Origin of the sequence: Rhodococcus sp. USK13 (assembly GCF_018343855.1) — a bacterium.
In the GTDB taxonomy this organism is placed as follows: Bacteria; Actinomycetota; Actinomycetes; order Mycobacteriales; family Mycobacteriaceae; genus Rhodococcus_F; species Rhodococcus_F oxybenzonivorans.
The window spans coordinates 3,225,447-3,248,583 of the sequence record NZ_CP069242.1 but is presented as its reverse complement, the minus strand read 5'-3'; the positions used below and the strand labels follow the sequence as shown (position 1 = coordinate 3,248,583).

At 66.3% G+C, this 23,137-nt stretch carries 21 protein-coding genes; 2 read left to right on the top strand and 19 right to left on the bottom strand.

The genetic code is table 11. The features are described 5' to 3' along the window. Positions 1-88 precede the first annotated feature (88 nt). The 17 genes from JQT59_RS17420 to mftA all read right to left on the bottom strand — a co-directional run bounded on the left by JQT59_RS17420 (position 89) and on the right by mftA (position 19,276). Entirely contained in the window at positions 89-634 is a 546-nt protein-coding gene (locus JQT59_RS17420; RefSeq protein ID WP_213577137.1) for a hypothetical protein, read from the bottom strand. Between the two features lie 78 nt (positions 635-712). Beyond that, the gene (eutC, locus tag JQT59_RS17415; RefSeq protein ID WP_213577136.1) at positions 713-1,492 is read right to left on the bottom strand and encodes an ethanolamine ammonia-lyase subunit EutC; all 780 of its coding nucleotides are present in this window, start codon (positions 1,490-1,492) and stop codon (positions 713-715) included. Further along, the gene (locus JQT59_RS17410) at positions 1,489-2,901 is read right to left on the bottom strand and encodes an ethanolamine ammonia-lyase subunit EutB (protein ID WP_109331683.1); all 1,413 of its coding nucleotides are present in this window, start codon (positions 2,899-2,901) and stop codon (positions 1,489-1,491) included. The genes eutC and JQT59_RS17410 overlap by 4 nt, the downstream gene beginning before the upstream one ends. Further along, complete coding sequence (eat, locus tag JQT59_RS17405) at positions 2,898-4,352, bottom strand: ethanolamine permease (RefSeq protein WP_213577135.1); 1,455 nt, start codon at positions 4,350-4,352, stop codon at positions 2,898-2,900. Before eat ends, JQT59_RS17410 begins: the two co-directional genes overlap by 4 nt. 118 nt (positions 4,353-4,470) lie before the next feature. Next, the gene (locus tag JQT59_RS17400; protein ID WP_109331685.1) at positions 4,471-5,013 is read right to left on the bottom strand and encodes a DUF779 domain-containing protein; all 543 of its coding nucleotides are present in this window, start codon (positions 5,011-5,013) and stop codon (positions 4,471-4,473) included. Then, positions 5,013-6,536 carry an aldehyde dehydrogenase gene (gene adh / locus JQT59_RS17395; RefSeq protein WP_213577134.1) on the bottom strand — a complete coding sequence of 508 codons (1,524 nt, stop codon included), beginning with the start codon at positions 6,534-6,536 and terminating at the stop codon, positions 5,013-5,015. The genes JQT59_RS17400 and adh overlap by 1 nt, the downstream gene beginning before the upstream one ends. A gap of 76 nt (positions 6,537-6,612) precedes the next feature. After that, positions 6,613-7,914 (bottom strand): sigma-54-dependent transcriptional regulator family protein, encoded by a 1,302-nt coding sequence (locus JQT59_RS17390; protein WP_213577133.1) that lies wholly within the window; start codon positions 7,912-7,914, stop codon positions 6,613-6,615. A 62-nt stretch (positions 7,915-7,976) separates the two neighbouring features. Next, positions 7,977-9,452 carry a mycofactocin dehydrogenase MftG gene (gene mftG / locus JQT59_RS17385; protein WP_213577132.1) on the bottom strand — a complete coding sequence of 492 codons (1,476 nt, stop codon included), beginning with the start codon at positions 9,450-9,452 and terminating at the stop codon, positions 7,977-7,979. Further along, positions 9,452-10,849: a mycofactocin biosynthesis glycosyltransferase MftF gene (gene mftF / locus JQT59_RS17380; RefSeq protein ID WP_213577131.1), complete on the bottom strand. Its 1,398-nt coding sequence runs from the start codon at positions 10,847-10,849 to the stop codon at positions 9,452-9,454. The genes mftG and mftF overlap by 1 nt, the downstream gene beginning before the upstream one ends. A 106-nt stretch (positions 10,850-10,955) precedes the next feature. Continuing rightward, the gene (gene mftE, locus JQT59_RS17375) at positions 10,956-11,648 is read right to left on the bottom strand and encodes a mycofactocin biosynthesis peptidyl-dipeptidase MftE (protein WP_109331689.1); all 693 of its coding nucleotides are present in this window, start codon (positions 11,646-11,648) and stop codon (positions 10,956-10,958) included. A 37-nt stretch (positions 11,649-11,685) separates the two neighbouring features. After that, positions 11,686-13,644, bottom strand: coding sequence for a mycofactocin system FadH/OYE family oxidoreductase 2 (locus JQT59_RS17370; protein WP_213577130.1), 1,959 nt, complete (start codon positions 13,642-13,644; stop codon positions 11,686-11,688). Continuing rightward, positions 13,641-14,453, bottom strand: coding sequence for a mycofactocin-coupled SDR family oxidoreductase (locus JQT59_RS17365; protein WP_213577129.1), 813 nt, complete (start codon positions 14,451-14,453; stop codon positions 13,641-13,643). The genes JQT59_RS17370 and JQT59_RS17365 overlap by 4 nt, the downstream gene beginning before the upstream one ends. Continuing rightward, the gene (locus tag JQT59_RS17360; RefSeq protein WP_213577128.1) at positions 14,429-16,399 is read right to left on the bottom strand and encodes a mycofactocin system FadH/OYE family oxidoreductase 1; all 1,971 of its coding nucleotides are present in this window, start codon (positions 16,397-16,399) and stop codon (positions 14,429-14,431) included. Before JQT59_RS17360 ends, JQT59_RS17365 begins: the two co-directional genes overlap by 25 nt. A 14-nt stretch (positions 16,400-16,413) precedes the next feature. Then, complete coding sequence (gene mftD / locus JQT59_RS17355) at positions 16,414-17,595, bottom strand: pre-mycofactocin synthase MftD (protein WP_109335232.1); 1,182 nt, start codon at positions 17,593-17,595, stop codon at positions 16,414-16,416. Between the two features lie 30 nt (positions 17,596-17,625). Continuing rightward, on the bottom strand, positions 17,626-18,846 hold the full coding sequence (gene mftC, locus JQT59_RS17350; RefSeq protein WP_213577127.1) for a mycofactocin radical SAM maturase: 1,221 nt from the start codon (positions 18,844-18,846) through the stop codon (positions 17,626-17,628). 36 nt (positions 18,847-18,882) lie between these two features. Further along, positions 18,883-19,179: a mycofactocin biosynthesis chaperone MftB gene (gene mftB, locus JQT59_RS17345; protein ID WP_109331694.1), complete on the bottom strand. Its 297-nt coding sequence runs from the start codon at positions 19,177-19,179 to the stop codon at positions 18,883-18,885. Between the two features lies 1 nt (position 19,180). Then, a complete protein-coding gene (gene mftA, locus JQT59_RS17340) occupies positions 19,181-19,276 on the bottom strand; it encodes a mycofactocin precursor MftA (RefSeq protein WP_005573048.1) in 96 nt (31 codons plus the stop codon). A gap of 133 nt (positions 19,277-19,409) precedes the next feature. Between mftA and mftR the strand changes: the two genes are divergently transcribed. Beyond that, positions 19,410-20,033 (top strand): mycofactocin system transcriptional regulator MftR, encoded by a 624-nt coding sequence (gene mftR / locus JQT59_RS17335; protein WP_109331699.1) that lies wholly within the window; start codon positions 19,410-19,412, stop codon positions 20,031-20,033. Positions 20,034-20,071: 38 nt separating this feature from the next. Further along, positions 20,072-20,896, top strand: coding sequence for a mycofactocin oligosaccharide methyltransferase MftM (gene mftM, locus JQT59_RS17330; protein WP_213577126.1), 825 nt, complete (start codon positions 20,072-20,074; stop codon positions 20,894-20,896). Positions 20,897-20,901: 5 nt separating this feature from the next. Here the strand turns inward: mftM and JQT59_RS17325 are convergent, their stop codons facing one another. Together JQT59_RS17325 and map are read right to left on the bottom strand one after the other, a co-directional pair. Then, positions 20,902-22,191 (bottom strand): DUF222 domain-containing protein, encoded by a 1,290-nt coding sequence (locus tag JQT59_RS17325; RefSeq protein WP_213577125.1) that lies wholly within the window; start codon positions 22,189-22,191, stop codon positions 20,902-20,904. A 117-nt stretch (positions 22,192-22,308) separates the two neighbouring features. Next, entirely contained in the window at positions 22,309-23,094 is a 786-nt protein-coding gene (gene map / locus JQT59_RS17320) for a type I methionyl aminopeptidase (RefSeq protein WP_213577124.1), read from the bottom strand. Between the last annotated feature and the right edge of the window lie 43 nt (positions 23,095-23,137).

The window sequence follows — 23,137 nt, the reverse complement described above, 5'->3', positions numbered from 1 at the left end:
TCCGGGACAAGAGGAAAGGTAGTGACCTGGCTCACGTCGTCACCACCCCCGAATGGGGGGTGGTGACTTCCGCCTGCCTGGGAGGGCTTCAGACCGGCGTACCCGCAGCTCCCAGCAGCTCCCTGCGCAGTTCCGTCCACACCGTCGCATAGGAGTCGATGACCGGCTCGGCTATCCACTTCTTGTCTCCGGCAGCTACTTTCGCGAGTGCGTCCGCAAACAGGTCCTGGTAGCGGGACAACCGAGGGACGAACGCCGACAGGTCGTCGAACACCACGGAGGCGCGGCGATCGAGGTCGGCAAGCTGATCGGCGTCCGCGGTGTCGATCAGTGCGACGAACTCCTCGTGGAACGGCACGAAGCTCTCGTACACCTCCGCGATCGAATCCTCGTCGATGGACACCCGCTCGGCGTCGAGCTGGTCCTCGAGTTCGGCCAGTCCCGCCTCGGTCAGAGCGATCCGGCCACTCGATACTTCCTCCGCCTTGCCCTGGCTCAGCAGGGCGTCGTAGGCAGCCTGCGCGGACGCCGCGGCCACTCCCAGGTGTTCGGCGAGCACATCGGCACTGACCTGCTCTTTCAGACGCACAGCCTGCAGTAGGGCCAACTCGTCCACATTGCCAGCGAAGGCCATAGGTCTTCTCCTCGTCATACCCGTGCAGGGTCGTTACGGGCAGGCCCGGGCGGACCTGCGACCCTCTAGGTAACACGACTACAGTTCGAGGATCTCCGAGGGGGCTGCCAGCGCATCCGCGCGGGAGGTGTCCTTCAAATCCACACCGGATCTGCCGAGCTTCCTGGCACCGCCGACGAGCGACGCCACGACGCGCGCCGCGACCTCGTACCCGAGCCCTCCGGGGGGATGGATGTTGGATACACAGTTCCGGTCTGCGTCGGTGCGTCCGGGCCGGGGAAGGTGGGTCAAGTAGACGCCCACACTGTCGGCCACCGACAAGCCGGGCCGTTCCCCGATGAGCAGTACGAGCGTCTGCACGCCCATCGCCTCGGCGATGTGATCACCGAGCGCCACCCGGGCCTGAGTGGCGATGACGGGCGGTGCAAGAGCGTAGGTGCCACCGAGCTGCGCGACCAGAGCCGACAGGAGTGGAACCCCGTGATCGGCCAGCGCTCGGGGTGAGAGACCGTCGGCGAGCACGAATCCGACCTCGGCGGTACCCCTCGGAATCGAGGACAGGTCGGCGGGGGACCTGCCGAGGTCCGGTCGTCTCAGGTACTCGCCACGGTCGCTCGCCTGACTGGCGACGACTACCGGCCGTCCCAGACCGACCGTCTCGACCTGGTCCGCCAGCGCTGCCGCGTCGAGCGGCTGGTGCACCGCATCGCGCGCCGCGGCGTGCGCCGAGCGGAACTCGAGCACCCGCCGAGTGGGCAGCGCATCACCGGCCCGGCCCAGCCCGATGCGGGCCTGCGTCGTGGCGCGCAGTTCGGTCCAGAAGTCCTGCGCTGCAGGTTCGTGCGCACTGTGGTTCACGATGCCACCGTCAGCGCCCGCAGCGGTGAGGCCGCCGCATCCACCGGCAGAATCCTGCCGTCGCCGTCGACCATTCCGAGACGGCGCAACCAGTCCTCGAACTCGGGTGCAGGCCGGAGCCCGAGGACCTGACGAGCGTAGAGGGCGTCATGGAACGACAGGCTCTGGTAGCCGAGCATCACGTCGTCCGCACCGGGCACCGCGATGACGAACGCTGCGCCCGCGACACCGAGCAGGGTGAGCAGCGTGTCCATGTCGTCCTGATCGGCCTCGGCGTGGTTGGTGTAGCAGACGTCGACGCCCATGGGCAGTCCCAGCAATTTTCCGCAGAAGTGGTCCTCGAGCCCGGCCCTGATGATCTGTTTTCCGTCGTACAGATATTCCGGCCCGATGAACCCGACCACGGTGTTGACGAGAAGCGGCTCGAGGTCGCGCGCCACGGCATACGCCCGGGCCTCGAGGGTCTGCTGGTCGACGGCCCGGCCGCCCGTACCGAGGTGCGCGCCCGCACTGAGCGCCGAGCCCTGCCCGGTCTCGAGGTACATGACGTTGTCGCCGACGGTGCCGCGCCGCAGCGAGCGGCCCGCTTCGTTGGCTTGCCGCAGAAGCGCGATATCCACACCGAAACTCGAGTTGGCGCCCTGGGTTCCGGCGATGGACTGAAACACGAGGTCGACGGGAACGCCTGATTCGATCAGTCCCATGGTGGTGGTGACGTGAGACAGGACGCACGACTGCGCGGGGATGTCGAATCGCTGACGGATGTCGTCCAGCAGATGAAGGAGCTCCGAGGTGGCGTGCGGGGAATCCGTCGCCGGATTGATACCGATCACCGCGTCTCCGCATCCGAGAAGCAGACCGTCGAGTGTTGCGGCCGCGATCCCGCGCGGGTCGTCGGTGGGATGGTTGGGTTGCAACCGGGTGCCCAGCGTGCCGGGCCGGCCGAGCGTGGTTCGGAACCCGGCGGTGACGTGCACGGCCCGGGCCACAGCGATGAGATCCTGGTTGCGCATGATCTTGCTGACCGCGGCCACCATTTCCGGAGTCAGTCCCGGGCCGACTCGCCGCAGGATCTCGGCCGCATTCTTGCCCGCTGCCACCTCGAGCAGCCAGTCCCGGAATCCGCCGACGGTGAGATGGGAGATCTCACCGAAGGCCACCCGATCGTGCGAGTCGATGATGAGCCGGCTCACCTCGTCGTCCTCGTAGGGCACGACGAGTTCGTCGAGGAAGGTGGTGAGGGAAACGTCGGCGAGGGCCCACTGCGCCGCCGCACGTTCGGCGTCCGAAGACGCGGCGCAGCCGGCGAGCTCGTCCCCGCTGCGAAGCGGGGTGGCCTTGGCCAGGAGGTCGACGAGCCCGTCGAACGTATATCCGACACCGGCTATCGAGTGCGTGTACATGGTCATCCCAGCTCTTCCTCTGCCTCCGCAAGAGCAGCAAACTCCTCGTCGGGGGAATTGGCAACCAGGTGATGGCGGCTGTACAGGCCGAAGTAGGCCATGAACCCGGCAAAGGCGATCAGCGTCCACAGTGCGGCGACCGGGTCGACGAGGAATGTGGCGATCACCGCAGCGGCCGCGATCACGAGCGCGAAGGAGGTGGTGGCAATTCCGCCCGGGGTGCGGTACGGGCGCGTCATGTCGGGTTCGCGGCGGCGGAGCACGATGTGACTGATCATCATCAGCACGTAGCTGACGGCTGCGCCGAACACCGCCATGTTGAGCAACATGGCACCTTCGCCGGTGAGGGAGAGTGCGAAACCGATGACGCCCGGGACGATGAGCGCGAGGGTAGGAGCCTTGCGGGAATTAGTAACCGACAGATTTTTCGGCAGGTACCCGGCACGCGACAACGCGAAGGTCTGCCGCGAGTACGCGTACATGATCGAGAAGAAGCTTGCGACCAGCCCGGCCAGGCCGATGTAGTTGACCACCTTGGCGGCGGTTCCGTCACCGAGGGCCTCGACGAGTGGATTGCCCGAAGTCGCCAGACCCTCGGCGCCCATCGCTCCCGTGGCGAGGAACAGCACCGCCGCCGCAGTGACGAGCAGGACGAGCATGCTGATGATGATTCCGCGCGGTACGTTCTTTTCCGGCTCACGCGCTTCTTCCGCGGCCAGCGGAACACCCTCTACCGCAAGGAAGAACCAGATTGCGAATGGTACAGCAGCCCAGATGCCGAACAGGCCGAACGGCAGGAAGCTCGACGCTCCCACCGCGTCGGTGGGAGCGATGTCCGTCAGATTGCCCGCATCGAACAGCCCGATCGCCGAGATCACGAAGATGACGAGCCCGACGAGGGCAATCGCGGTGATCACGAACATGGCCTTGAGAGCCTCGCCCGCACCCGTCAGGTGGATGCCGATGAAGATGGCGTACACGGCGAGGTACACCCACCAGCCGTCGGTGATCCCGAAGAGCTCGAGCGATTCGACGTAGCTGCCGATGAAGGTGGCAATCGCAGCGGGCGCAATCGCATACTCGATGAGAATGGCCGTGCCGGTGGCGAATCCACCCCACGGACCCAGTGCGCGCCGAGCGAAGGTGTAGCCACCTCCCGCCGCCGGGAGCGCCGACGACAGCTCCGCCATACCGAGGACCATCGCCAGGTACATGCCCGCGATGATCACACCGGCGATCAGCAGACCACCGAATCCACCCTCGGCGAGCCCGTTGTTCCACCCCGCATAGTCACCGGAGATCACATAGCTGACTCCGAGGCCGGCGAGAAGCACCCACCCTGCCGATCCTTTTCGGAGCGTGCGCTTTTCGAGATAACTGCTGTCCTCGGAGTGATAGTCCACACCATCGTGGTGGTCACCGGTTCCGGAATTCTTGGATGGTTCAACGAGTGACATTCCGTCCCCTACATCGATATGAATGCTGCCGCGGCGCAAGTGCCGAGGCGAACGGTAAGCGTGCTGTGTACACGTCGTGTCAGCGTGGCGTGTCCACGACGTAAAAACCGGAGCCGCGTCACGTGCCCGGGCGGGCGCCGGGCACGGGGCAGGCGTCGACCGCCTCCGCGACCACCTGCGGCTCGGCGGACGGGGCGGGCCGCCAGCCCTGCTCCCACCGCTCACCGACGATGACGTCTTCGGCTGCGAGGCTGGTGTTCTCCTCGGGTGTGAAGGCGCGGGCCCGGCTGAGGAACCGCATCCCTTCCGGGCTTTCGACGCTGAAGCCCGACCCACGACCCGGCACGACGTCGAGTACGAGCTGCGTATGCTTCCACGCCTCGAACTGCGAGCCGGAAATCCACACCGGAACCGCGTCGACGCCCTCGGGGCGCGTCGGCAACGTCTCACCGACGCCGAGACGGAGGTCCAGGACGCCGAGCAGCACGTCCCGGTCCCCCACGATGAATTCGCCGTCCGGGTAACACATCGGCGCGGAGCCGTCGCAGCATCCGCCGGACTGATGCATCATCAGCGCGCCGTGGATACCGCCGAGGCGGCGGAGAAGCTCCACCGCCCCGGCGGTTGCCTTCAGGCGCGCGGGCGCCCGAACCGCGTCCATCAGAAGAAGCCCTGAGCCTTCGCGGCATAGCTGACCAGCAGGTTCTTGGTCTGCTGGTAGTGCTCGAGCATCATCAGGTGGTTCTCACGGCCGATGCCGGACTGCTTGTAGCCACCGAATGCGGCGTGCGCCGGGTACTGGTGGTACGTGTTGGTCCATACCCGGCCGGCCTGGATGTCACGGCCCGCGCGGTAGGCGACCCCGCCGTCACGCGACCACACACCGGCGCCCAGGCCGTACAGGGTGTCGTTGGCGATCTCGATGGCCTGCTCGTAATCCTTGAACGAGGTGACCGACACGACGGGCCCGAAGATCTCCTCCTGGAAGATCCGCATCTTGTTCTGGCCGGTGAAGATGGTCGGCTGAACGTAGTATCCGCCCGACAGATCGCCGCCGAGCTCCGCGCGCTCGCCACCGGTGATGACCTTGGCGCCCTCACCCTTGCCGATCTCGATGTAGGACAGGATCTTCTCGAGCTGATCATTGGACGCCTGCGCGCCGATCATCGTGTCGGTGTCGAGCGGGTCACCCTGACGCACGGCCTTGGTGCGAATGGCGGCCATCGCCAGGAACTCGTCGAAGATGTCTTCCTGGATCAGCGAGCGCGACGGGCAGGTGCACACCTCGCCCTGGTTGAGGGCGAACATCGTGAATCCCTCGAGTGCCTTGTCCTGGTAATCGTCGTTGGAGGACAACACATCCGAGAAGAAGATGTTGGGGCTCTTGCCACCCAGCTCGAGGGTGACCGGAATCAGGTTCTGCGAGGCGTACTGCATGATGAGCCGGCCCGTGGTGGTCTCGCCCGTGAACGCGATCTTCCTGATCCGGGGGCTCGACGCCAACGGCTTGCCCGCTTCGACACCGAAGCCATTGACGATGTTCACCACACCGGCGGGCAGAAGGTCACCGATGATGGAGATCAGGTGCAGGATCGACGCCGGAGTCTGCTCGGCAGGCTTGAGCACTACCGCGTTTCCGGCGGCCAGTGCCGGCGCCAGCTTCCACACGGCCATCAGGATGGGGAAGTTCCAGGGAATGATCTGGCCGACCACACCGAGCGGCTCGTGGAAGTGATAGGCGACGGTGTCGTTGTCGATCTCCGACAGCGCCCCCTCCTGCGCCCGAATGGCCCCGGCGAAGTAGCGGAAGTGATCCACGGCCAACGGAATGTCCGCGTTCAGGGTCTCGCGGATCGGCTTGCCGTTGTCCCAGGACTCGGCGAGCGCGATGGATTCGAGGTTCTCCTCGATACGGTCGGCGATCTTGTTCAGGACGATCGCCCGCTCGGCCACGGAGGTCTTGCCCCAAGCCGGTGCCGCGGCGTGCGCGGCGTCGAGCGCGAGCTCGATGTCCTCGGACGTCGACCGGGCGACCTCGCAGAACGGCTGGCCGGTGACGGGTGTCGGATTCTCGAAGTACTGGCCCTTGACGGGCGCAACCCACTGGCCGCCGATCCAGTTGTCGTAACGCGATTGGAAGGACATGACGGCGTCGGGCGAACCCGGGCGGGCATACACGGTCATCGATAACTCCCTGGTGTCGTGAAGCTCAGTTGCTTTTCGGATGTGACTCACAACACTAGGGAACGTACCGTTGCAACTACGTTGCGTACTGCTGATCGAACAGATCGACCCGAGACTTGACCTGCGAGTACAGGGGCGAACGCGGATCGAGTCCCGCGAGATAGGCCTCCCACGCGGCCACGTCTGCTCGGCCGTGCACCGACGTGGTCCACCGCGCCAGCAAACGCTGGTCACCCTCACGGAGCAACGCGGCCTGCACCCGCGCACGCAGTTCGTCCCGGATGTCCTCGACGCCGGGTGCGTCGGATCCGGGCAGCACCGGACCGGAATAGATGTCCAGGGCAGCGGCGAGCTCGCCCCGGTCGAGGGCACTGCGCACCTGCTGCACATCCGACACCAGGTCGGCGAGCAACCGATACGGGCGAGAGCCGATACCCGCCGTCCCGAAAACTTTTCGGAGCCGGGACATCTCGGCCCTGATCGTGACCGAGTCCAGATCACTCTCGTCGAGGAGGACGGCGAGACGGTCCGAACTGAGCCCCTCGGGATGCTCGGCGAGGAGCAGGAGGATTTCTGCGTGGCGCTGCGACAGCGGAGTACGCCGGCCTTCGCGGACGAGGCTGGGCCGACCCGAGCCCAGTACCTGCAACCGGGTGACGGTGTCGACGAGGGGCTGCGGCGAACGCAGCAGGTTCAGCCGTAGTTCGGCTTCTGCCGCGGCAACGGTGGCCCGAATCAGCGAGAGCACCTCGGGGACGGCTACCCGCGGACCACCGGTGATGTCGATGGCCCCGACGATCAGCCCGGTAGCAGGATCGTGGACCGGGGCAGCCGAGCAACTCCACTCGTGGACCGAACGGCTGAAATGCTCGGCACCGAAGATCTGCACGCAGTGATCGAGGGCCAGAGCCGTTCCCGGTGCATTGGTGCCGACGGTGTCTTCACTCCAGTCGGCACCCTCGACGAAGTTCATGTCCAGCGCACGATCCTTGGCCGAGGAATCGCCTTCGACCCACAGCAGCTGCCCCTTCTCGTCGGTGATGGCGACGAGAAGACCGGTGTCGGCCGCGTCCTCGACGAGCAGTTTGCGCACGACCGGGCGGATCAGCGCCATCGGATGCGAGGCCCGGTACTCGGCCAGCTCCGAGGCGGCAAGATGATCTGCCCGGGCTGCGCCGTCCGGATTGACGCCCTTACGGGTGCTCCGCATCCACGAATCGAGGATGACGGAGCGGACGGCATTCTGCTCCGTGTCGGGGACGGACCGGTCGACGAACAATTGGTGCGCCGACGATACCCGTCGTGCGAGCACTGCGACATCGTCGCCGGGTCGTACGGCGACCCACGGGTTGCCCCCGGTGGGCGGTTGCTTCTGCATCGGATCCTCCACGGCGTCTCTACTACTGTAACGCGGGCCACACTTCCGGCGGGCGAGGGCTGTCACCCCGAGAGGAAGGTACTGACCCGTTCGGCCACCATCACCGCGGTGGCGTGCGGGCCACGACTCGGCACCACCGGGAACACCGACGTGTCGGCAATGGTGAGTCCGTCGATTCCACGGACGTTGCAGCGCTCGTCGACCACCGCGCCGGCGTCGTCCGAATTCCCCATTCGGCAACTGCCACAGAGGTGCTGCGACGTCCCCAGGTGGGCTCGCACCGCGTTGTCCGACACTTCCTCTGATACCGGCTCCACCAGCGAGTGGAAGGCCGGCGATCGGAGGAGTTCCACACCGAGAGCGACGCCGTCCCGGAGCGCCCGGCGATCGGAGTCCGTTTCCGCGTAGCGATACTCTATCCGCGGACGAACGCGGCGGTGCGGGGACGCCAGGCGAATTCGACCCCGGCTCTCCGGAGTCATTACACCTATTCCCAGCCGGGGAACGGGCTGACCGGACCCGGGTACGAGGACATCGAAAGATGCCGTGTACGGACGAATTTCGATCTGTCCGACGTTGAGCACGGCCTCGAGCACCGGACTGGTGGCGTCGCGGCGCAGTGGAGCCCGGACCCGATAGGGCAGACCCACTTCGGGGTGGTCGCTGAAGTCGCTCCCGACACCCGGTGCATCCGTCACCGGACGAATGCCGTTGTCCCGCAGATGTTCAGCCGGCCCGATTCCCGAGTGCATCAGCAGCACAGGCGTCTCGACGGCGCCTGCCGCGAGAACCACCCGATCCGCCCGGACCACCCGTCGAGCGCCGCCGCTGTCGACCTCGACGCCGACCGCCCTGGTGCCGGAGAAAAGAATGCGAACGACGTGCGAGTCGACGTCGACCGTGAGATTGGGGCGATCGAGCGCGGGCAGCAGATAGGCCGACGCCGTACTGACCCGCCGGCCGCCGCCGACATTGAGCGGCACGGGTCCGATTCCCTCGCCGTCGCGCCCGTTCTTGTCCGCTTCCTCCGCGAACCCCAGATCGAGGGCGGCGAGGTGGAAGGCTGCACTCACCGCACTCAGCCGATCGGCCGGTTGCCTGCGCACGGGCACAGGACCCGCTGCGCCATGCAATGGGCCCTCGAAATCCACGTCTGTCTCCAGCGCGCGGAAGAAGGGCAGCACGTGGTCGTACGACCAGGACGGCGGCCACCGATCGAAGTCCGGCGCCGTCCCGCGGATGAAATATGCACCGTTGACGGCGCCCGAACCTCCGAGGACATGACCGCGCACCATGGCCGAAGGTATGCCGGGCGTCAGTTCGATTCCGTAGGTGTCGCCGTAGGGACTGCGCGGGCCGACCGGCAACGTGCGGTAGTCGAGCACGGAAGAACACTCGGCCGCCGATCGATACCCGGGACCGGACTCGAGCAGGACGACGGTTCGGCCAGGATCCTCGCTGAGCCGCGCGGCGACGACACAACCACTCGAACCACCGCCGACGACTACCACGTCGGCAGCTCGGACGGGACCGGCCACTACGATTTCAGCCGAGGCTTCACGGCGTCGAAATGACGGGCAGTGATCACGCCCTTCCACAGTCCGGCACCGTAGGCGATGTCGTCGATCCGTTTGAACGCAGTGTGCCGCACGGGACCCAGTCCGCCGGGTTCACGGTGGGTAACCCAGTCGGCGACCCCCTCCGCGATCGCGATGGCGAGGGCGATCCGGCGGATCCGTCTCGACAGCACCACCGCCAGGAGCGTGATCGGCCAGTAGTGCCGGCACATCGCGGAGGCGAGCTGCCAGGCACCGCCCGCAAACCCTCGAGCTGCGAGAATCGCGGCGATGCGGGTGGGCTGATCGAGCCCGGTGAACATGCGGCGAAGACGCACCACCATCATCGCCAGGGTGGCGACGGCTCCGAGCAGACCGAGCCGAGTGCAGGTGGCCGCTGCGATGCACGCGAAAAACGTCCACGGAGACATGGACAGCGGCGGAACCATCCCCGCGTGCCGCGAGGCGAGCGGCGCCGCACCCGTCCCGTAGAACAACTTGCGGTCGAACCACTTGCCGAAGGTGACCCGGTGATCATGCGCCACATGGGCCACAGGCTCGTACCGCAGCCGCCAGCCGGATTCCTGCAGGCGCCAGCACAGGTCTACGTCCTCGGCGACGTGCATGGACTCGTCGAATCCACCGAACTCGTCCACCACCTCACGGCGGGCGATCATCGCCGCGCTGGGCACATACGACACGGGCCCACCGGATTGGACCGCCGATTCCTTGCGCCCCAGATCCAGTGAGGATCGGCCGTGCTCGTATCGCGCCAGCGTGCTCGCTTCGGGGTCGAGAGCGACGATCCGCGGGGCCACGAGCGCGACCGCAGGGTCGCTGAAATGGCCGAGCATCACTTCGATCCATCCCGTTCGAGGCAGCACGTCGGAGTCCAGAAAGGCAACGAAGGGGGTTGCCGCGGAACGGAGACCGGTGTTTCTTGCCGCGGCGGGACCCCTGGCGGTGTCGTGGCGGAGAACGGTGACGCGTCCGCACCCGTTCTGCAACGCGGGAGAGACCACCGGAACGTCGGAACCGTCGTCCACCACGATCACTTCCAGGCCCCGCAGCGACGCGAGGAGGCGGTGGAGCCCGCCCGGATTGTTCTTCACCGGAATGACCACGGTGACGTCCTGAGGTGAGGGAGTGCTCATCGGCCGCGGATTGGCGACGCCGGAATCGAGGAGTCTGCGGGCGACCACCGCCGACTGCGGATCGACGACCTCCAGGAATCCGTCGCCGATCATGGCCGCAGCGGTAGGCGCGAGTTTCAACATGCGTGTCGGTGAACCGCCGATGAGGACTCGGCCGCCGGAATATGCGCGCACCTTCGGATCGATCCGGATTCCGAATCCGTCGGGAAGTCGAGCTTGGCGCATCAGTCGATGGTATGCGGGTCGGACAGCACGGGCAGGTCATACCGGATATCGGGAACACCGAAGGTACGACGATGCGTCCTCAGCCACCCGAGGACTCCCGCGTGGGTCATGTGAGCCTCCCATCGGGGCCCGGCTCCCACCGGGCCAGTGCCTTGGACACGTCTTCGACGAGTGCGCCGAACAAGTGCGCCCCCTCCGCGGCCGTGGCGCCCGTCGGATCACCGAGCACGCCGTTGGCCGACACGGCGACCATACCGCCTTCGCGCAGTCTTGGCATCAAGCTTGCGAGAGGTTCGACATTGCCGGGTTCGGCGCTGGACAAACGTACCCGGTCGGGTGAAAGGTGTAGCAACAGGGACGTTTCCGTACGGCCGGCGTGCGCATCTGCACCCGGCACGGCGCAGGGTACCCAGGCGACATCCCGGCCCTCGTACCGGAGCAAGGCAACAGCCTTGACCAACGCGGGACCGTTGCCGCCGTGACCGTTGACGAACAGCACCCGACCCGCCCAGCGGCACGCCGACCTCCCGTACTCCACCAGCACCGTGTCGAGCGCATCCGCGCCGAGCGACACCGTTCCCGGGAACGCCTCGTGCTCGCCGCTGGCTCCGTAGGCAATCGCGGGCGCCGCCAGCACGCCGGGCAAGGCCCCCGTCACTGCTGCGGCGATTGCCGTGTCGGTGTCGAGCGGAAGGTGCGGGCCGTGCTGCTCCAGGGAGCCGACGGGGACGGCGACAGTCGCCCCGCCGCGGTCCAAATCCGTCCACACTGCGTCCTCGAGGGGCCCGGAAGCGGTCATGGCCCGATGCTATGCGAGGCGGATGTAGGCGCTGCCATCAGAGCGACAACGCGACCCGTTCACCCTCGATGACGGCGGAGTGCGCGCGCCGCGGGGCGAGGACGTCGCCGATGCGATGCACGTCGAAGCCCGCGGTAGTCAACGGGGCCCAGAGGTCGTCGTCGGGTTCTTGATGGACGGAAACCACCACCCAATCGACGGTGAGTCTGCTGACCCGCCCGGTCGGGTGATGCAGCAACGCAACGGCGACCTGTGATCGCTCGCCGGGATCACTGTCGGTCGGCACCACCTCGGTCAACTGGGTGATGCCCTTGCGGTGCGCCCGCTGGTTCCAGCCTTCGAGGTCCAGCGTGATGCCGAGGTCCTGACCGACGATCATTCCCGGTGTACAGATCGTGACCTCACACCCGCCGTCCGCAAGGAACTCCGCCACCGACGTTCCCTGGTGGAACCCCAGGTCGTCGACAACCAGCACCGTCCCCTGCGGCCCGGCCCGTCCTTCGAGGACGTCGCGCACATCCACGATCCGATCGGATCGGCCGGCCCAGTGGGGGCGCACCGGACGAGCTCCCGTTGCCAGCACCACCACGTCCGGGGAGCACCCGGCCACGGCCTCTGCCGTCGCCGATGTGCCGGTGCGCAGATCCACACCGACACGGCGGCACTCCTTCTCCAAATTCGTGACCAGGCTCAGTAATTCACGGCGGCCGGGCACCACTGCGGCAGTACGAACCTGTCCCCCGAGTTCCCGCGCTCGCTCGTACAGCGTCACGGTGTGACCACGCAGCGCGGCCGTCGCGGCTGCCTGTAATCCCGCCGGGCCGCCACCGACCACAACAACACGGCGACCGCGGACCCGCGGTTCGGGCAGGGCCACGGATTCCTTGCCCGCACGCGGGTTGACGACGCAACCGAGCCACCGGCCGAGGCCCATCCGGCCGACGCATTCCTGATTGCACGACAGGCACGTCCGAATGCCGGCCGTGCCCCCTGCCAGCGCCTTCGCGGCGAAGTCGGGATCGGCGACCTGTCCGCGCACCACACCGATCAGGTCGCAATGGCCCTCTGCCAAAGCCCGGTCAGCCTGAGCTGGATCCGTGAACCGTCCGACTCCGACCACGGGAAGACCCACCCGTTGCCGGATGGCGTTCGGAATGAACAGTGCATAGCCGCGGGGCACCGCCATCGACGCTTCGATCATGTGCAGGGTTTCGGTGGCCATCCCGATCGAGGTGTTGATGTAGTCGACCTGTCCACTGGCATCGACGAAGGCCGCCACCTCCACGGCCTCGCCGAGCTCGACGCCTCCCTCGAACCGATCGTCACCGGCGAGCCGCACCCCGAGTGCATGGTCCGGTCCGATCGCCTTGCGGACCGCGGCCACGACCTCGAGGAGGAACCGTGCGCGGTTGCGGAGCGAACCCCCGTAGCGGTCGGTGCGCTGGTTGGTCGCCGGCGCCAGGAAGCTACGGACGAGCGACGAATGGGAGCACTGCAGTTCGATGCCGTCGAAGCCGCCGCGGATGCACTGCTCGGCGACGAGTGCGTACCCGTCGATCAGCGTCCGGATCTCCCCGCTGTCCATCTCCTTCGGTACTTCACGGAACAACGGGTCGGGTACGGCACTCGGCGCCCACAGCGGCCGCCGGGAATACAGGCTCGACCCCTGACCACCGTTATGGTTGAGCTGAGCGAGAATCGGTACGCCGTACTCGTGCACGGCGTCGGTGATCCGCCGATATCCGGGCACCACCTCGGGGCGGTAACCCGCGATTACCTTCTCGTACGGCCAGTCACCGGGATGGGTGGCATGTTCCTCGGAGATGATCAGCCCGGCACCGCCCCTCGCGCGCGCCGCGTAATAAGCGGCGTGTTGCTCGGTCGGGAGTCCGTCGACGGCGTATCCCGTGAGGTGCGCCGAGAAGACCACCCGATTGCGCACGGTGAGCGGTCCGAGGCGCAACGGGGTGAAGAGGTGACGGTAGGCGGTGTTCACACCTTGGTGTTGCCCATGTCGAGAGCGACCTGACTTCCGGTGACCGTGCGGGAACCGTCACCGGCCAGCCATAGCACCGCATCGGTGATGTCGTCGGTCCCGGCCAGTGGATGCTCGGTGAGGATCGTTCCGAAGCTCGACAGATAATGGGGGTGTTTCTCGAGTATCACCAGACTGCCGGGGTCGGTGCCCATCGGGGTCTTGACACCGTACGGGTGAATCGAGTTGACCCGGATCTTGTACTCGCCGAGCTCTTTTGCCGCCGTCTGCGTCAGGCCGACCAGACCGAACTTGGAAGCTGCATAATTGGCCTGACCCGGCAAGGGTTTGATACCGGCGACCGAGCTCACGACGATGATGGACCCACCCCGCCCGCCCTCGATCAAAGCCGGCACTGCCGCCTTCAATGTCTTCCACGCACCCGTGAGATTGACATCGATCAGCGTCTCCCACTGCTCGTCGGGCATCTCCCAGAATCGGCTCCAGTTACAGATGCCCGCATTCGCGATCACGATGTCGAGCCGCCCGAACTGTTCGACGCCCCGATCCACCACAGCCCGCAGCGCGGGGCTGTCCCGGACGTCGGCCTGCTCGGCGAGGATCTTGCCACCTTCGGACTCCACCAGTCGCACCGTTTCGGCCAGATCGTCGGGCGTCGCCGGTTCATAGGTGTTGTACGTCGATACCGGTCCGCAGATGTCGACGGCGATGATCGCCGCGCCCTCACGGGCCAGCCGCACAGCGTGCGTCCGCCCCTGCCCTCGGGCGGCCCCGGTGATGAACGCTACCTTGCCGTCGAACTGTCCCATGACATCGTCCTATCTCTCGTTGACGCGGGTAACCGAAGGGCATGTGCCTCGAGGCGGCCTTCGCGGATCGCTTCGAGAAGTGTTCGGGGAGCGACGCAGTCACCGACCCGAACCGCGCCGGAGCGCAGAGTGTTGTCGGGTAACCGGGGGGAGCAGTCGATGACGGCGGCACACGGCACCAGAGTTTCCGCGCCGGTGTACCGGTTCCGGATCCGCGCACCCGAGTGTCCCGCCGACACGATCCGACTCGACAGGTGACGGGCGACACCCGCCCGTTGCAGACGCCCGTTGGCATCGAACAGGTCGCCGCTCGGGCCCAGACGCGATCCGGCCACCGGGTCGGGAGTCACCACACCGACCTCGCGCCCCGACGCCGCGAGCCATTCCGCGAGGGCGACCGCGATCGGGCCTCCGATCGGATCGAAGACCAGGACCGGACCCTCGTGCAGGGCGGCGCCGCTCAACACGTCGACGGCGTCGACGCACTGGGTGGTCCCGTCGACGGGAAATGGCGCTGGGCGGGGCCGGCTACCGGTGGCCACCACCACGGTCACCCCGTTCTTGTGGGCGGCATCGACGTCCGCGTCGGACACAGTGACACCGAGGCGGAAATCGACACCCAAGGACCGGCACTCGGCTTCGAGCCAGTCCGTCAGAGGTTGCAGGTGCGGTGCATCGACGGCGGCTATCCTCACCAGACCACCGAGGCGGTCTGCCGCCTCGGCGACCGTGACACGGTGACCGGACATCGCGAGGACGCGCGCCGCTTCGAGTCCCGCCGGCCCGCCGCCCACCACGAGCGTCGTCTCCGCATCCGCGGATATGCACGGATACGGTTGCGGTTCCGGCGGGTCGACGACCTCGTGGCCGGCGGTCGGATTGCCGACACAGGTGACGAGAGGATTGCGAGGGTCACGCACCCGGCAGGTCTGATTGCACAGGATGCAGGGGCGCGGCGCGGAACCGCTCCGGATCTTGGCGACCAGATCGGGGTCCGCGATCTGCGCTCGCGTCATCTCGATCACGTCCGCGACACCGTCATCGAGCGCCCGCCGAGCGCGTACGGGGTCGATCACGCTGCCCTGCAGCGCGACTGGAACGCCGCCGGCCACCGCCCGCCGAACAGACAAGCACGTATCCGTGTTGAATCCGGCCGGAGTGTGAAAATCGGGACGGTACGCCGTGACCGACAGTGCTCCGCCGCGGACCACGACCACGAGATCGAGCGCACCGGCCAGGGTTTTCGCCTGCTCTGCGGCGACGGAGGGTGTGATACCACCCCACGACGTCCGCTCGTCGCACGAAAGGCGCAGCGACACTACTCGACCCGGGCCCAGTTCCTGCCGGACAGCGGCAATCACCTCGCGGGTAAGCCTGAGAGGGTCGGCCCCGTACTCGTCGCCGCGTATGTTGGTGAGCCCCGAATGGAATTGACGCAGCAGTCCCCTCGGCCCGGCGTCGAGTTCGACCCCGTCCATGTCCGCCTCGACCACACCGACCGCGGCGGCGCGGAAACCCTCGACGAGTTCCTCGATTTCGGGCCGCTCCATCTGCATGGGCATCTCCCGCGACACCACGTCGGGCACCCGGGACGGTCCCCACAGCACGGACTGTGAATAGGCGCTCGAGCCTTGGAGTCCGGTGTGACCCAGCCCGGCCAGCACCAGAGTGCCGTGTGGGCGGCACGCCGACACGACGTCACGCCAGCCGTCAACGCAGTCGGCAGCGAGTGGCGCGCGCTCATAGGGCCAGTCGGAGGCGTGCACCGACGCGACCTCGGTGACGACGATTCCCGCACCACCTCTCGCCCGCCGCTCGTAGTACGCAACGTGACGCGGGGAAATAGACCGTCGCACACCGAGATTCGTGACATGCGGACCGAAGAGCACCCTGGAGGAGGCATGACGCCCCGCCAGGGTGATCCGGTCGGTCAGCTGCGCAGCCATCTACGCGTGTCGAGTCAGGATTCGGCGCCCAGGACGCGTTGGAATCCGGGCGGGATCACGACGTCGGATGCGCTGAGGTCGTGAATGGACGAGTGCCCCAATCCGAGGAGCGCCGAATCGATGCCGCCGCGCAGGACGTCGAGAACGTTTTCGACACCGGCCTGACCGTTCGCCGAAAGGCCCCACAGGTACGCGCGGCCGATCATGACAGCCTTGGCGCCGAGAGCAAGCGCCTTGACGACGTCGCTGCCACGGCGGACGCCGCCGTCCAGAAGGATCTCGACCTGATCGCCGACCGCGTCGGCGATAGCAGGCAGCGCCCGAATCGGCGCAGGTGTGCCGTCGAGGTTGTTACCACCGTGGTTGGACACCGAGATGGCCGTGACACCGGCGTCGACGGCACGCTTGGCGTCGTCGATGCGCATGACACCCTTCAGCATGAACGGCCCACCCCACTGCTCACGGAGCCACGCAATGTCGTCCCAGGTGGGCAACGGTGTCTGCATCCATTCGCCGTACGCACCGAAGAACGTGGGCGGTTCCTGACCGGGTGCCGCGAGGTTCGGTGTGGTGAGATCCGGGATCTTCCGGGTCTTCGCGAACTCGTAGAGCCACTTCGGACGCGTGATGCCTTCCGGTGCGAACTGGATCATCGCCTTGAGATCCATCTTCTCCGGGATGGCCGGGCTGCCCCAGTCGCGCCCGTAGGAGAACGACCAGTCGGTGGTGATGATCAGCCCCGTGGCGCCGGCCGCACGCGCCCGCTCCATCCGCTGAATCAGCACGTCCCGGGTACCGACCCAGTACATCTGGAAGAAGGTCTGGGGATTCGCCGCGGTGACCTCTTCGACCGACTTGCTCGCGAACGAACTCAAGCCGATCGCCGTCCCCCGGGCCGCCGCAGCACGTGCCACCGCGACCTCGCCGTCGGGATGCACCGCCTGTACACCGGTCGGGGAAATCACGACGGGAAGCGAAATGTTCTGCCCCATCACGGTGGTCGACAGCTCACGCTTGTCCGAGAGACCGACGGCGTGCGGGGCGAACCCCAGCTCACCGAACGCGGTGACATTGTCGTCGACCGTCAGCCCGCGCTCGGAACCGGCGATCAGCGCCGCATACACCGACTTCGGCAAACGCTTCTTCGCGCGACGCTGAGCCTCGGCCACAGTCTCGAAGAACGGATTCTTACCCATGTCGAAAAACCTCTCATACCGACAGACGGTTTACGTCTGTTCCATTCCCGCAAGCGGGTTCTCGTCACAAATCTTGGCGGGCGGACGCACCATCAACGTCAGCGGAACCGGTGCCCGGGGGGTCCGGCGCTGGCCGGTGCGGGAGTGGTCGACGCTGGATTTCGGAATGTCACCGCGCTCACCTGCGAGCGCCGCCTCGCCGTATCCCTGAACACATTCGGGGTCGGGTCCATCCATCGGAAGCCCGGTGAAGAACTTCGCGGCCATACAGCCGCCGCGGCAGGAGTCGTAGTGGGCGCACTTGCTGCACGCTCCCCCGGTCTGCGGAGACCGCAGTTCCTGGAACAGGTCGGAGTGCTGCCACACATGTTGAAAGCCGCCGTCCGCCACGATATTTCCGGCGAGGAACTGCTCGTGAATGGCGAAGGGGCACGCGTAGACGTCGCCGATCGGGTCGATCAGGCAGACTACCCGGCCGGCGCCGCAGAGATTCAGACCCGGTAACGCTTCACCGTAAGCGGATAGATGGAAGAAAGAGTCGCCCGTGAGCACGCCGTCACCATTGGCGACCAGCCAGTTATACAACTCACGCTGCTGCGCCTGGGTGGGGTGCAGCTCGTCCCACACGTCCGCTCCTCGGCCGGACGGGCGCAACCGGGTGATGCGCAGGGTGGCGCCGTACTTGTCCGCCAGGGCCTTGAAGTCGTCGAGCTGGGACACGTTGTGCCGGGTGACCACCACGGAGATCTTGGCGTCCTTGAAACCGGCCTCGGACAGATTCTCCAGCGCCCGCACCGCCATCGCGAACGATCCCGGACCACGAACGGCATCATTGACCTCGGCCGTCGCGCCGTCCAGGGAGATCTGCACGTCGACGTAGTCGCTTGCCGCGAGCCGGGCGGCAACCTTCTTGTCGATCTTCACCCCGTTCGTGGAGAACTTGACTCCCACCTGGTGCGCGGTGGCGTAATCGACGAGCTCCCAGAAGTCGGAGCGCACGGTGGGCTCGCCGCCACCGATGTTGACGTAGAACACCTGCATACGCTGCAGTTCGTCGATGATCGCCTTGCACTGCTCGGTGCTCAGCTCCCGTGGATCACGCCGCCCCGACGAGGACAGGCAGTGCACACACGACAAGTTGCACGCGTAGGTCAGTTCCCACGTGAGGCAGATCGGGGCGTCGAGCCCCAGTTCGAACTGGTCGACGAGTCGGCCGACCGGGGCGGAGGGCCTTTCGAGCATGGAGGTCATGGGCTGGATCCTCTGATACGGGGCGAAGAGAGCTGGTCAGGCGGGGACGATCATGTGCGACTCGGCCAAAGTGCCGAGGGCTCGCGCATACTGCGGAGCGGTGTCGTCCCCGATGCCCTGCGCCCGCAATGCGGACCGGGCGTCGGAGTGGTCGGGAAGGGCCTCCACCACCGCGACGATTGTGCGGTTCTTCAGGAACGACAGCTTGCGTGTCCCGAAGTGGTAGAGCAGCGCCCCGAACGGCTCGGGACGCAGCGCCACCTGCGGATGAAGCTTCCAGCCCACATCGAGATCGATACCGGCTGTACCGGTCGCTGCGGGTGCTTCGGGCATGTCAGTACACGCCGCACATGCCGTCGATCGACACCTCTTCGACGAGAGATTCCTCGACGAGGTCGTTCTCCAGCACGTTGTTGTCACGATCGGACATGATTTCCTCCTACTGTTCGGTGATACGTAGGCGAGTCACTGAGATGCTTCCCGTCATAGAAGGACCCTTCTGTGACTCGCCTCACCACTGTAATGGCATCGAGTGCAGAATGACAGACCGGGAGGGACGAAACATGAAAAGTCGTCGAAAACCAGCCAGTCGGATAGGGCGACGCCCGTCCACAACGCAGGACCGGATCAGTACGGTGGGGATCGAGCTGTTCACCCGGCAAGGGTTCGACGCCACCAGCGTCGACGAGGTCGCCGAGGCATCCGGCATCGCCCGGCGCACCCTGTTTCGCTACTTCCCGTCCAAGAATGCGATCCCGTGGGGCGATTTCGACGCCCACCTCGCCGAGATGCGCGCTCAACTCGCCGCACAGCCCGACGACATACCGATCGCGGATGGCCTCACGGCCGCCCTCCTCGAGTTCAACGCCTTCCCTGCAAGCGAGGAAGTCAATCACCGCAAGCGGATGGGCCTCATTCTGCGGGTACCTGCGCTGCAGGCATATTCGGTGGTGATGTACGAAGGATGGCGCAACGTCATCGCCGAGTACGTGGCCGGCCGACTCGGAGTCTCACCCACCGACCACATTCCGCGCACTGTCGGTTATCTCCTACTGGGCGTTGCAATGTCGGCATACGAGCAGTGGCTCGATGACGATTCGCTCGAACTGAACGAACTACTCGCCAGCGGAATGCAATCGCTTTACGATGGGCTGAGTTCCCTCGGCGAGCCCGACACACGAACCTGATGTTCTCCCGCCACCACCACTAGGCAAGGTTGCCTCGAATGTCCTCCACTCTCGACACCCCCGCTTTCGACTCTCTCGCTCCGTGCGAATCCGGTCTCTGGTCACACGGCCACGTCACGGTAGAGCGCGTCGCCGCCGGACCGCTCACGCTCGCCCGCGACGGCGACCACCTGCGGGTGCGGCATGCCCTGACACCGGAGGATCTGAGCGAGCGGCTCGTGGCCTCGGTCACTGCGTCGATCGAGGACGCCGACTTCGGTCAGGACGAATTCGAGTCGACCATGGTCGGGCTTGTTCGCTCCACCGTCGACGGTGCGCTCGAAGCCTGGACCGTCTACTACCGCAACTCTCTGGCCGAATTGCTGGACGGCACCGCCGACTTCGCACCGATCCACGAGAAGGCGGAGGAACTCGTCCGCGGTTCCGTCCTGGACCTCGGGTCGTGCTTCGGATTCTTGCCCCTGCGACTCGCCCGCGCGGGTCGCTCCGTCACGGCGACCGACATTCTGCCCGGCACCATGACCCTCCTCGACGCCGTTGCACCAGAGCTCGGACTAGACCTGGACACCCTCGTCTGCGACGCCGCGCACGTACCGGTTCCCGACGACAGCTTCGACACCGTCACCGCCATCCACCTCCTCGAACACGTCGACGACAGCATCGGTACCGCGGTGATATCCGAGGCCCTCCGCGTTGCCCGCGACCGGGTTGTCGTCGCTGTCCCCTATGAGGACGAGGCAACCGCGTGCCACGGACATATCCGCACCTTCGACACCCGGTCGCTCACGAAGCTCGGCGACGCGACAGGACGCCCGTTCGAGGTGTTCGAACACCACGGCGGCTGGCTCGTCATCGACTGCTGACCGCCTCACGATGCGCGCAGGTGCGCGGCCGCCGGTAGCGGCGGGGCCGTGGAGCGATAGTGGTGTCCGGTCGGGGTGCCGAGGTCGATGAGGTGGGTGCGGCCGAGATTGCGTAGTGGGCGGGCATTCCATCCCGGTGCTTCCTTCGCGTAGTTGCAGGCCTCGCACAGCCCGGACCCGTTGTCCGCGCTGGTCGCACCCGCGTTGCCGTACGAGCGGATGTGGTCGTGATGGCGGATCGGGGCATCGCACCACGGTGTGCGGCAGGTGCGGTCCCGGAGATCGATCAGCGTCTTCAGGCTCTTCGGGAACGTGCGCGACTGGAATTCCATCGCCGTCAGCGCCCCCGACTGCGGGCACGAATACACCCGCCGCAATGCCGTCTCGGCAACTCCATCGATGGCGTCAGCCACCATGTGTCGTGCTATCCCCGCCGGCACCGGCCCGAACCCCTGCAGGTGGGCTGCCTCGTGGCCGCCGGCCAGCAGCGACTCGTCCGACAGCACCAGGTTCACCGACACCGGCACACCGGACGCCAGTGACGCTCCGGTGCCGCGCGCGAACAACAAATCCACCATCACCTGATTGCGGCTGCGGCCACCACTGTTGCCGGTGGCGATGAGACTGTCGGCGTCCCGGCCCAGTGTGGCCTGCAGGCAGACAGCCTGTTCCACAGGCATCAACACGCTGAGATACGCCATCGAGTCCGGCGCCGGACGGGTGGTGACCCGTCGCTCCGAGGTTGCCTTGCGGTGCCTTCGGACGACCGCCGCGGCATCGAGCTCGACAGCGAGGGCTTTCGCTCGTGCAACCAGACCCCGGTCGCCGACTCCGTCGAGAATGCCTGGGTCCGCGCACAACAGGCGATCGACGATCCCCCGATCATGCGCTGACAGGCAGGCTGTCTCGCGCACGAGCAGGGTGGCCCGCCATTCGTTCAACCGACCCGATCGCAACAGGTCCAGGGTGTGCGGCATTTCATGCACCAACGCCCGCGCGAACCCCAGATGCCGGCCACCTCGGTTCGGAGATTCCCTACGCGCCAATGCAATCTGCGACGCAATCCCCCGGTCCCACTCGGACCGGGGCAGTTGTCGAGCTTTGCGGTCTTGTCGGATACTCGTGGCGACCTCGTCGGTGATCACCGCCTGCACTGCGCAGCCGACCGATTTCAACGTCTCGATCGCATCGAGTAGATCGATGCCCAACCCCGCATCGCCGTCGACAGAAGCCAGACGAAGCCGTGCGGTGAACGCACGCACCTCGTCCAGATCCGGTACAACAATTCCCCCCATAATCAACCTCCCCCAAGGCTGTTCGAAACTTTGTTCGATTCTAGCACCTGCAGGCCACCAGAGCAATAGCCAGGGCGAATCACATTGTCGCGCAGGGTTTCAACAGCCGCCGGACCACTACTCAGGGGCCGCGACGTAATCCCGACACGTCAGCACGAGTGGCGCGCCGTCGGTGACGGCGATGGTGTGTTCGCTGTGCGCGGTACGGGACCCGTCGGCCGATCGGATGGTCCACCCGTCGTCGTCGTAGATGATTTTGTCGGTGCCGGCGGCGAGCCATGGTTCGAGTGCAAGAGTCAAACCCGGCTTCAGCTTCAGACCACGTCCGGCGCGTCCCATGTTGGACACGTGGGGGTCTTCGTGCATGGTGCGCCCGAGTCCGTGGCCACCGAATTCGGTGTTGACCGGGTACCCGTAGTCGGCGGCGACGGCGCCGATCGCAGCAGAGATGTCGCCCAGGTGGTTACCGGGCAGCGCAGCGGCAATCCCCGCCGCCAGGGCACGCTCGGTCGCCTCGATGAGACGCTCGTCCCCCGGCCGCGGAACACCCACGATCACACTCCGCGCCGAATCGGCGACCCACCCGTCGATCGATACCGCGATATCCATGCTCAGCAGGTCTGCGTCACGCAGGACGTAGTCATGCGGAAGCCCGTGCAGCACTGCATCATTGACCGACAAACAGATGACATTGCGGAACGGCCCTCGCCCGAATGACGGCGCGTAATCCCAGTAGCACGACTGGGCACCGCGGTCGGCGATCAGCTGGCGGGCGCGGTGCTCGAGTTCGAGCAGGTTTACCCCCGGCTCGGCCCGGGAGGCGAGGTCGTCGAGCAGCTCGGCGATGAATACACCGGTGACGTGCATCGCTTCGATCTCCCGAGGGGTCTTCAATTCCAGCACAGATCTTCCTCTCCATCCGACCCGATAGCCGGTATTAAAATAC

Bases quoted from the DNA above. Each gene is read 5' to 3' on its own strand.
- JQT59_RS17420 (WP_213577137.1), bottom strand. From the start codon at position 634: ATGGCCTTCGCTGGCAATGTGGACGAGTTGGCCCTACTGCAGGCTGTG.
- JQT59_RS17410 (WP_109331683.1), bottom strand. From the start codon at position 2,901: ATGACCATGTACACGCACTCGATAGCCGGTGTCGGATATACGTTCGAC.
- eat (WP_213577135.1), bottom strand. From the start codon at position 4,352: ATGTCACTCGTTGAACCATCCAAGAATTCCGGAACCGGTGACCACCAC.
- JQT59_RS17400 (WP_109331685.1), bottom strand. From the start codon at position 5,013: ATGGACGCGGTTCGGGCGCCCGCGCGCCTGAAGGCAACCGCCGGGGCG.
- adh (WP_213577134.1), bottom strand. From the start codon at position 6,536: ATGACCGTGTATGCCCGCCCGGGTTCGCCCGACGCCGTCATGTCCTTC.
- JQT59_RS17390 (WP_213577133.1), bottom strand. From the start codon at position 7,914: ATGCAGAAGCAACCGCCCACCGGGGGCAACCCGTGGGTCGCCGTACGA.
- mftF (WP_213577131.1), bottom strand. From the start codon at position 10,849: ATGCGCCAAGCTCGACTTCCCGACGGATTCGGAATCCGGATCGATCCG.
- mftE (WP_109331689.1), bottom strand. From the start codon at position 11,648: ATGACCGCTTCCGGGCCCCTCGAGGACGCAGTGTGGACGGATTTGGAC.
- JQT59_RS17365 (WP_213577129.1), bottom strand. From the start codon at position 14,453: ATGGGACAGTTCGACGGCAAGGTAGCGTTCATCACCGGGGCCGCCCGA.
- JQT59_RS17360 (WP_213577128.1), bottom strand. From the start codon at position 16,399: ATGGCTGCGCAGCTGACCGACCGGATCACCCTGGCGGGGCGTCATGCC.
- mftD (WP_109335232.1), bottom strand. From the start codon at position 17,595: ATGGGTAAGAATCCGTTCTTCGAGACTGTGGCCGAGGCTCAGCGTCGC.
- mftC (WP_213577127.1), bottom strand. From the start codon at position 18,846: ATGACCTCCATGCTCGAAAGGCCCTCCGCCCCGGTCGGCCGACTCGTC.
- mftB (WP_109331694.1), bottom strand. From the start codon at position 19,179: ATGCCCGAAGCACCCGCAGCGACCGGTACAGCCGGTATCGATCTCGAT.
- mftA (WP_005573048.1), bottom strand. From the start codon at position 19,276: ATGTCCGATCGTGACAACAACGTGCTGGAGAACGACCTCGTCGAGGAA.
- mftR (WP_109331699.1), top strand. From the start codon at position 19,410: ATGAAAAGTCGTCGAAAACCAGCCAGTCGGATAGGGCGACGCCCGTCC.
- mftM (WP_213577126.1), top strand. From the start codon at position 20,072: ATGTCCTCCACTCTCGACACCCCCGCTTTCGACTCTCTCGCTCCGTGC.
- JQT59_RS17325 (WP_213577125.1), bottom strand. From the start codon at position 22,191: ATGGGGGGAATTGTTGTACCGGATCTGGACGAGGTGCGTGCGTTCACC.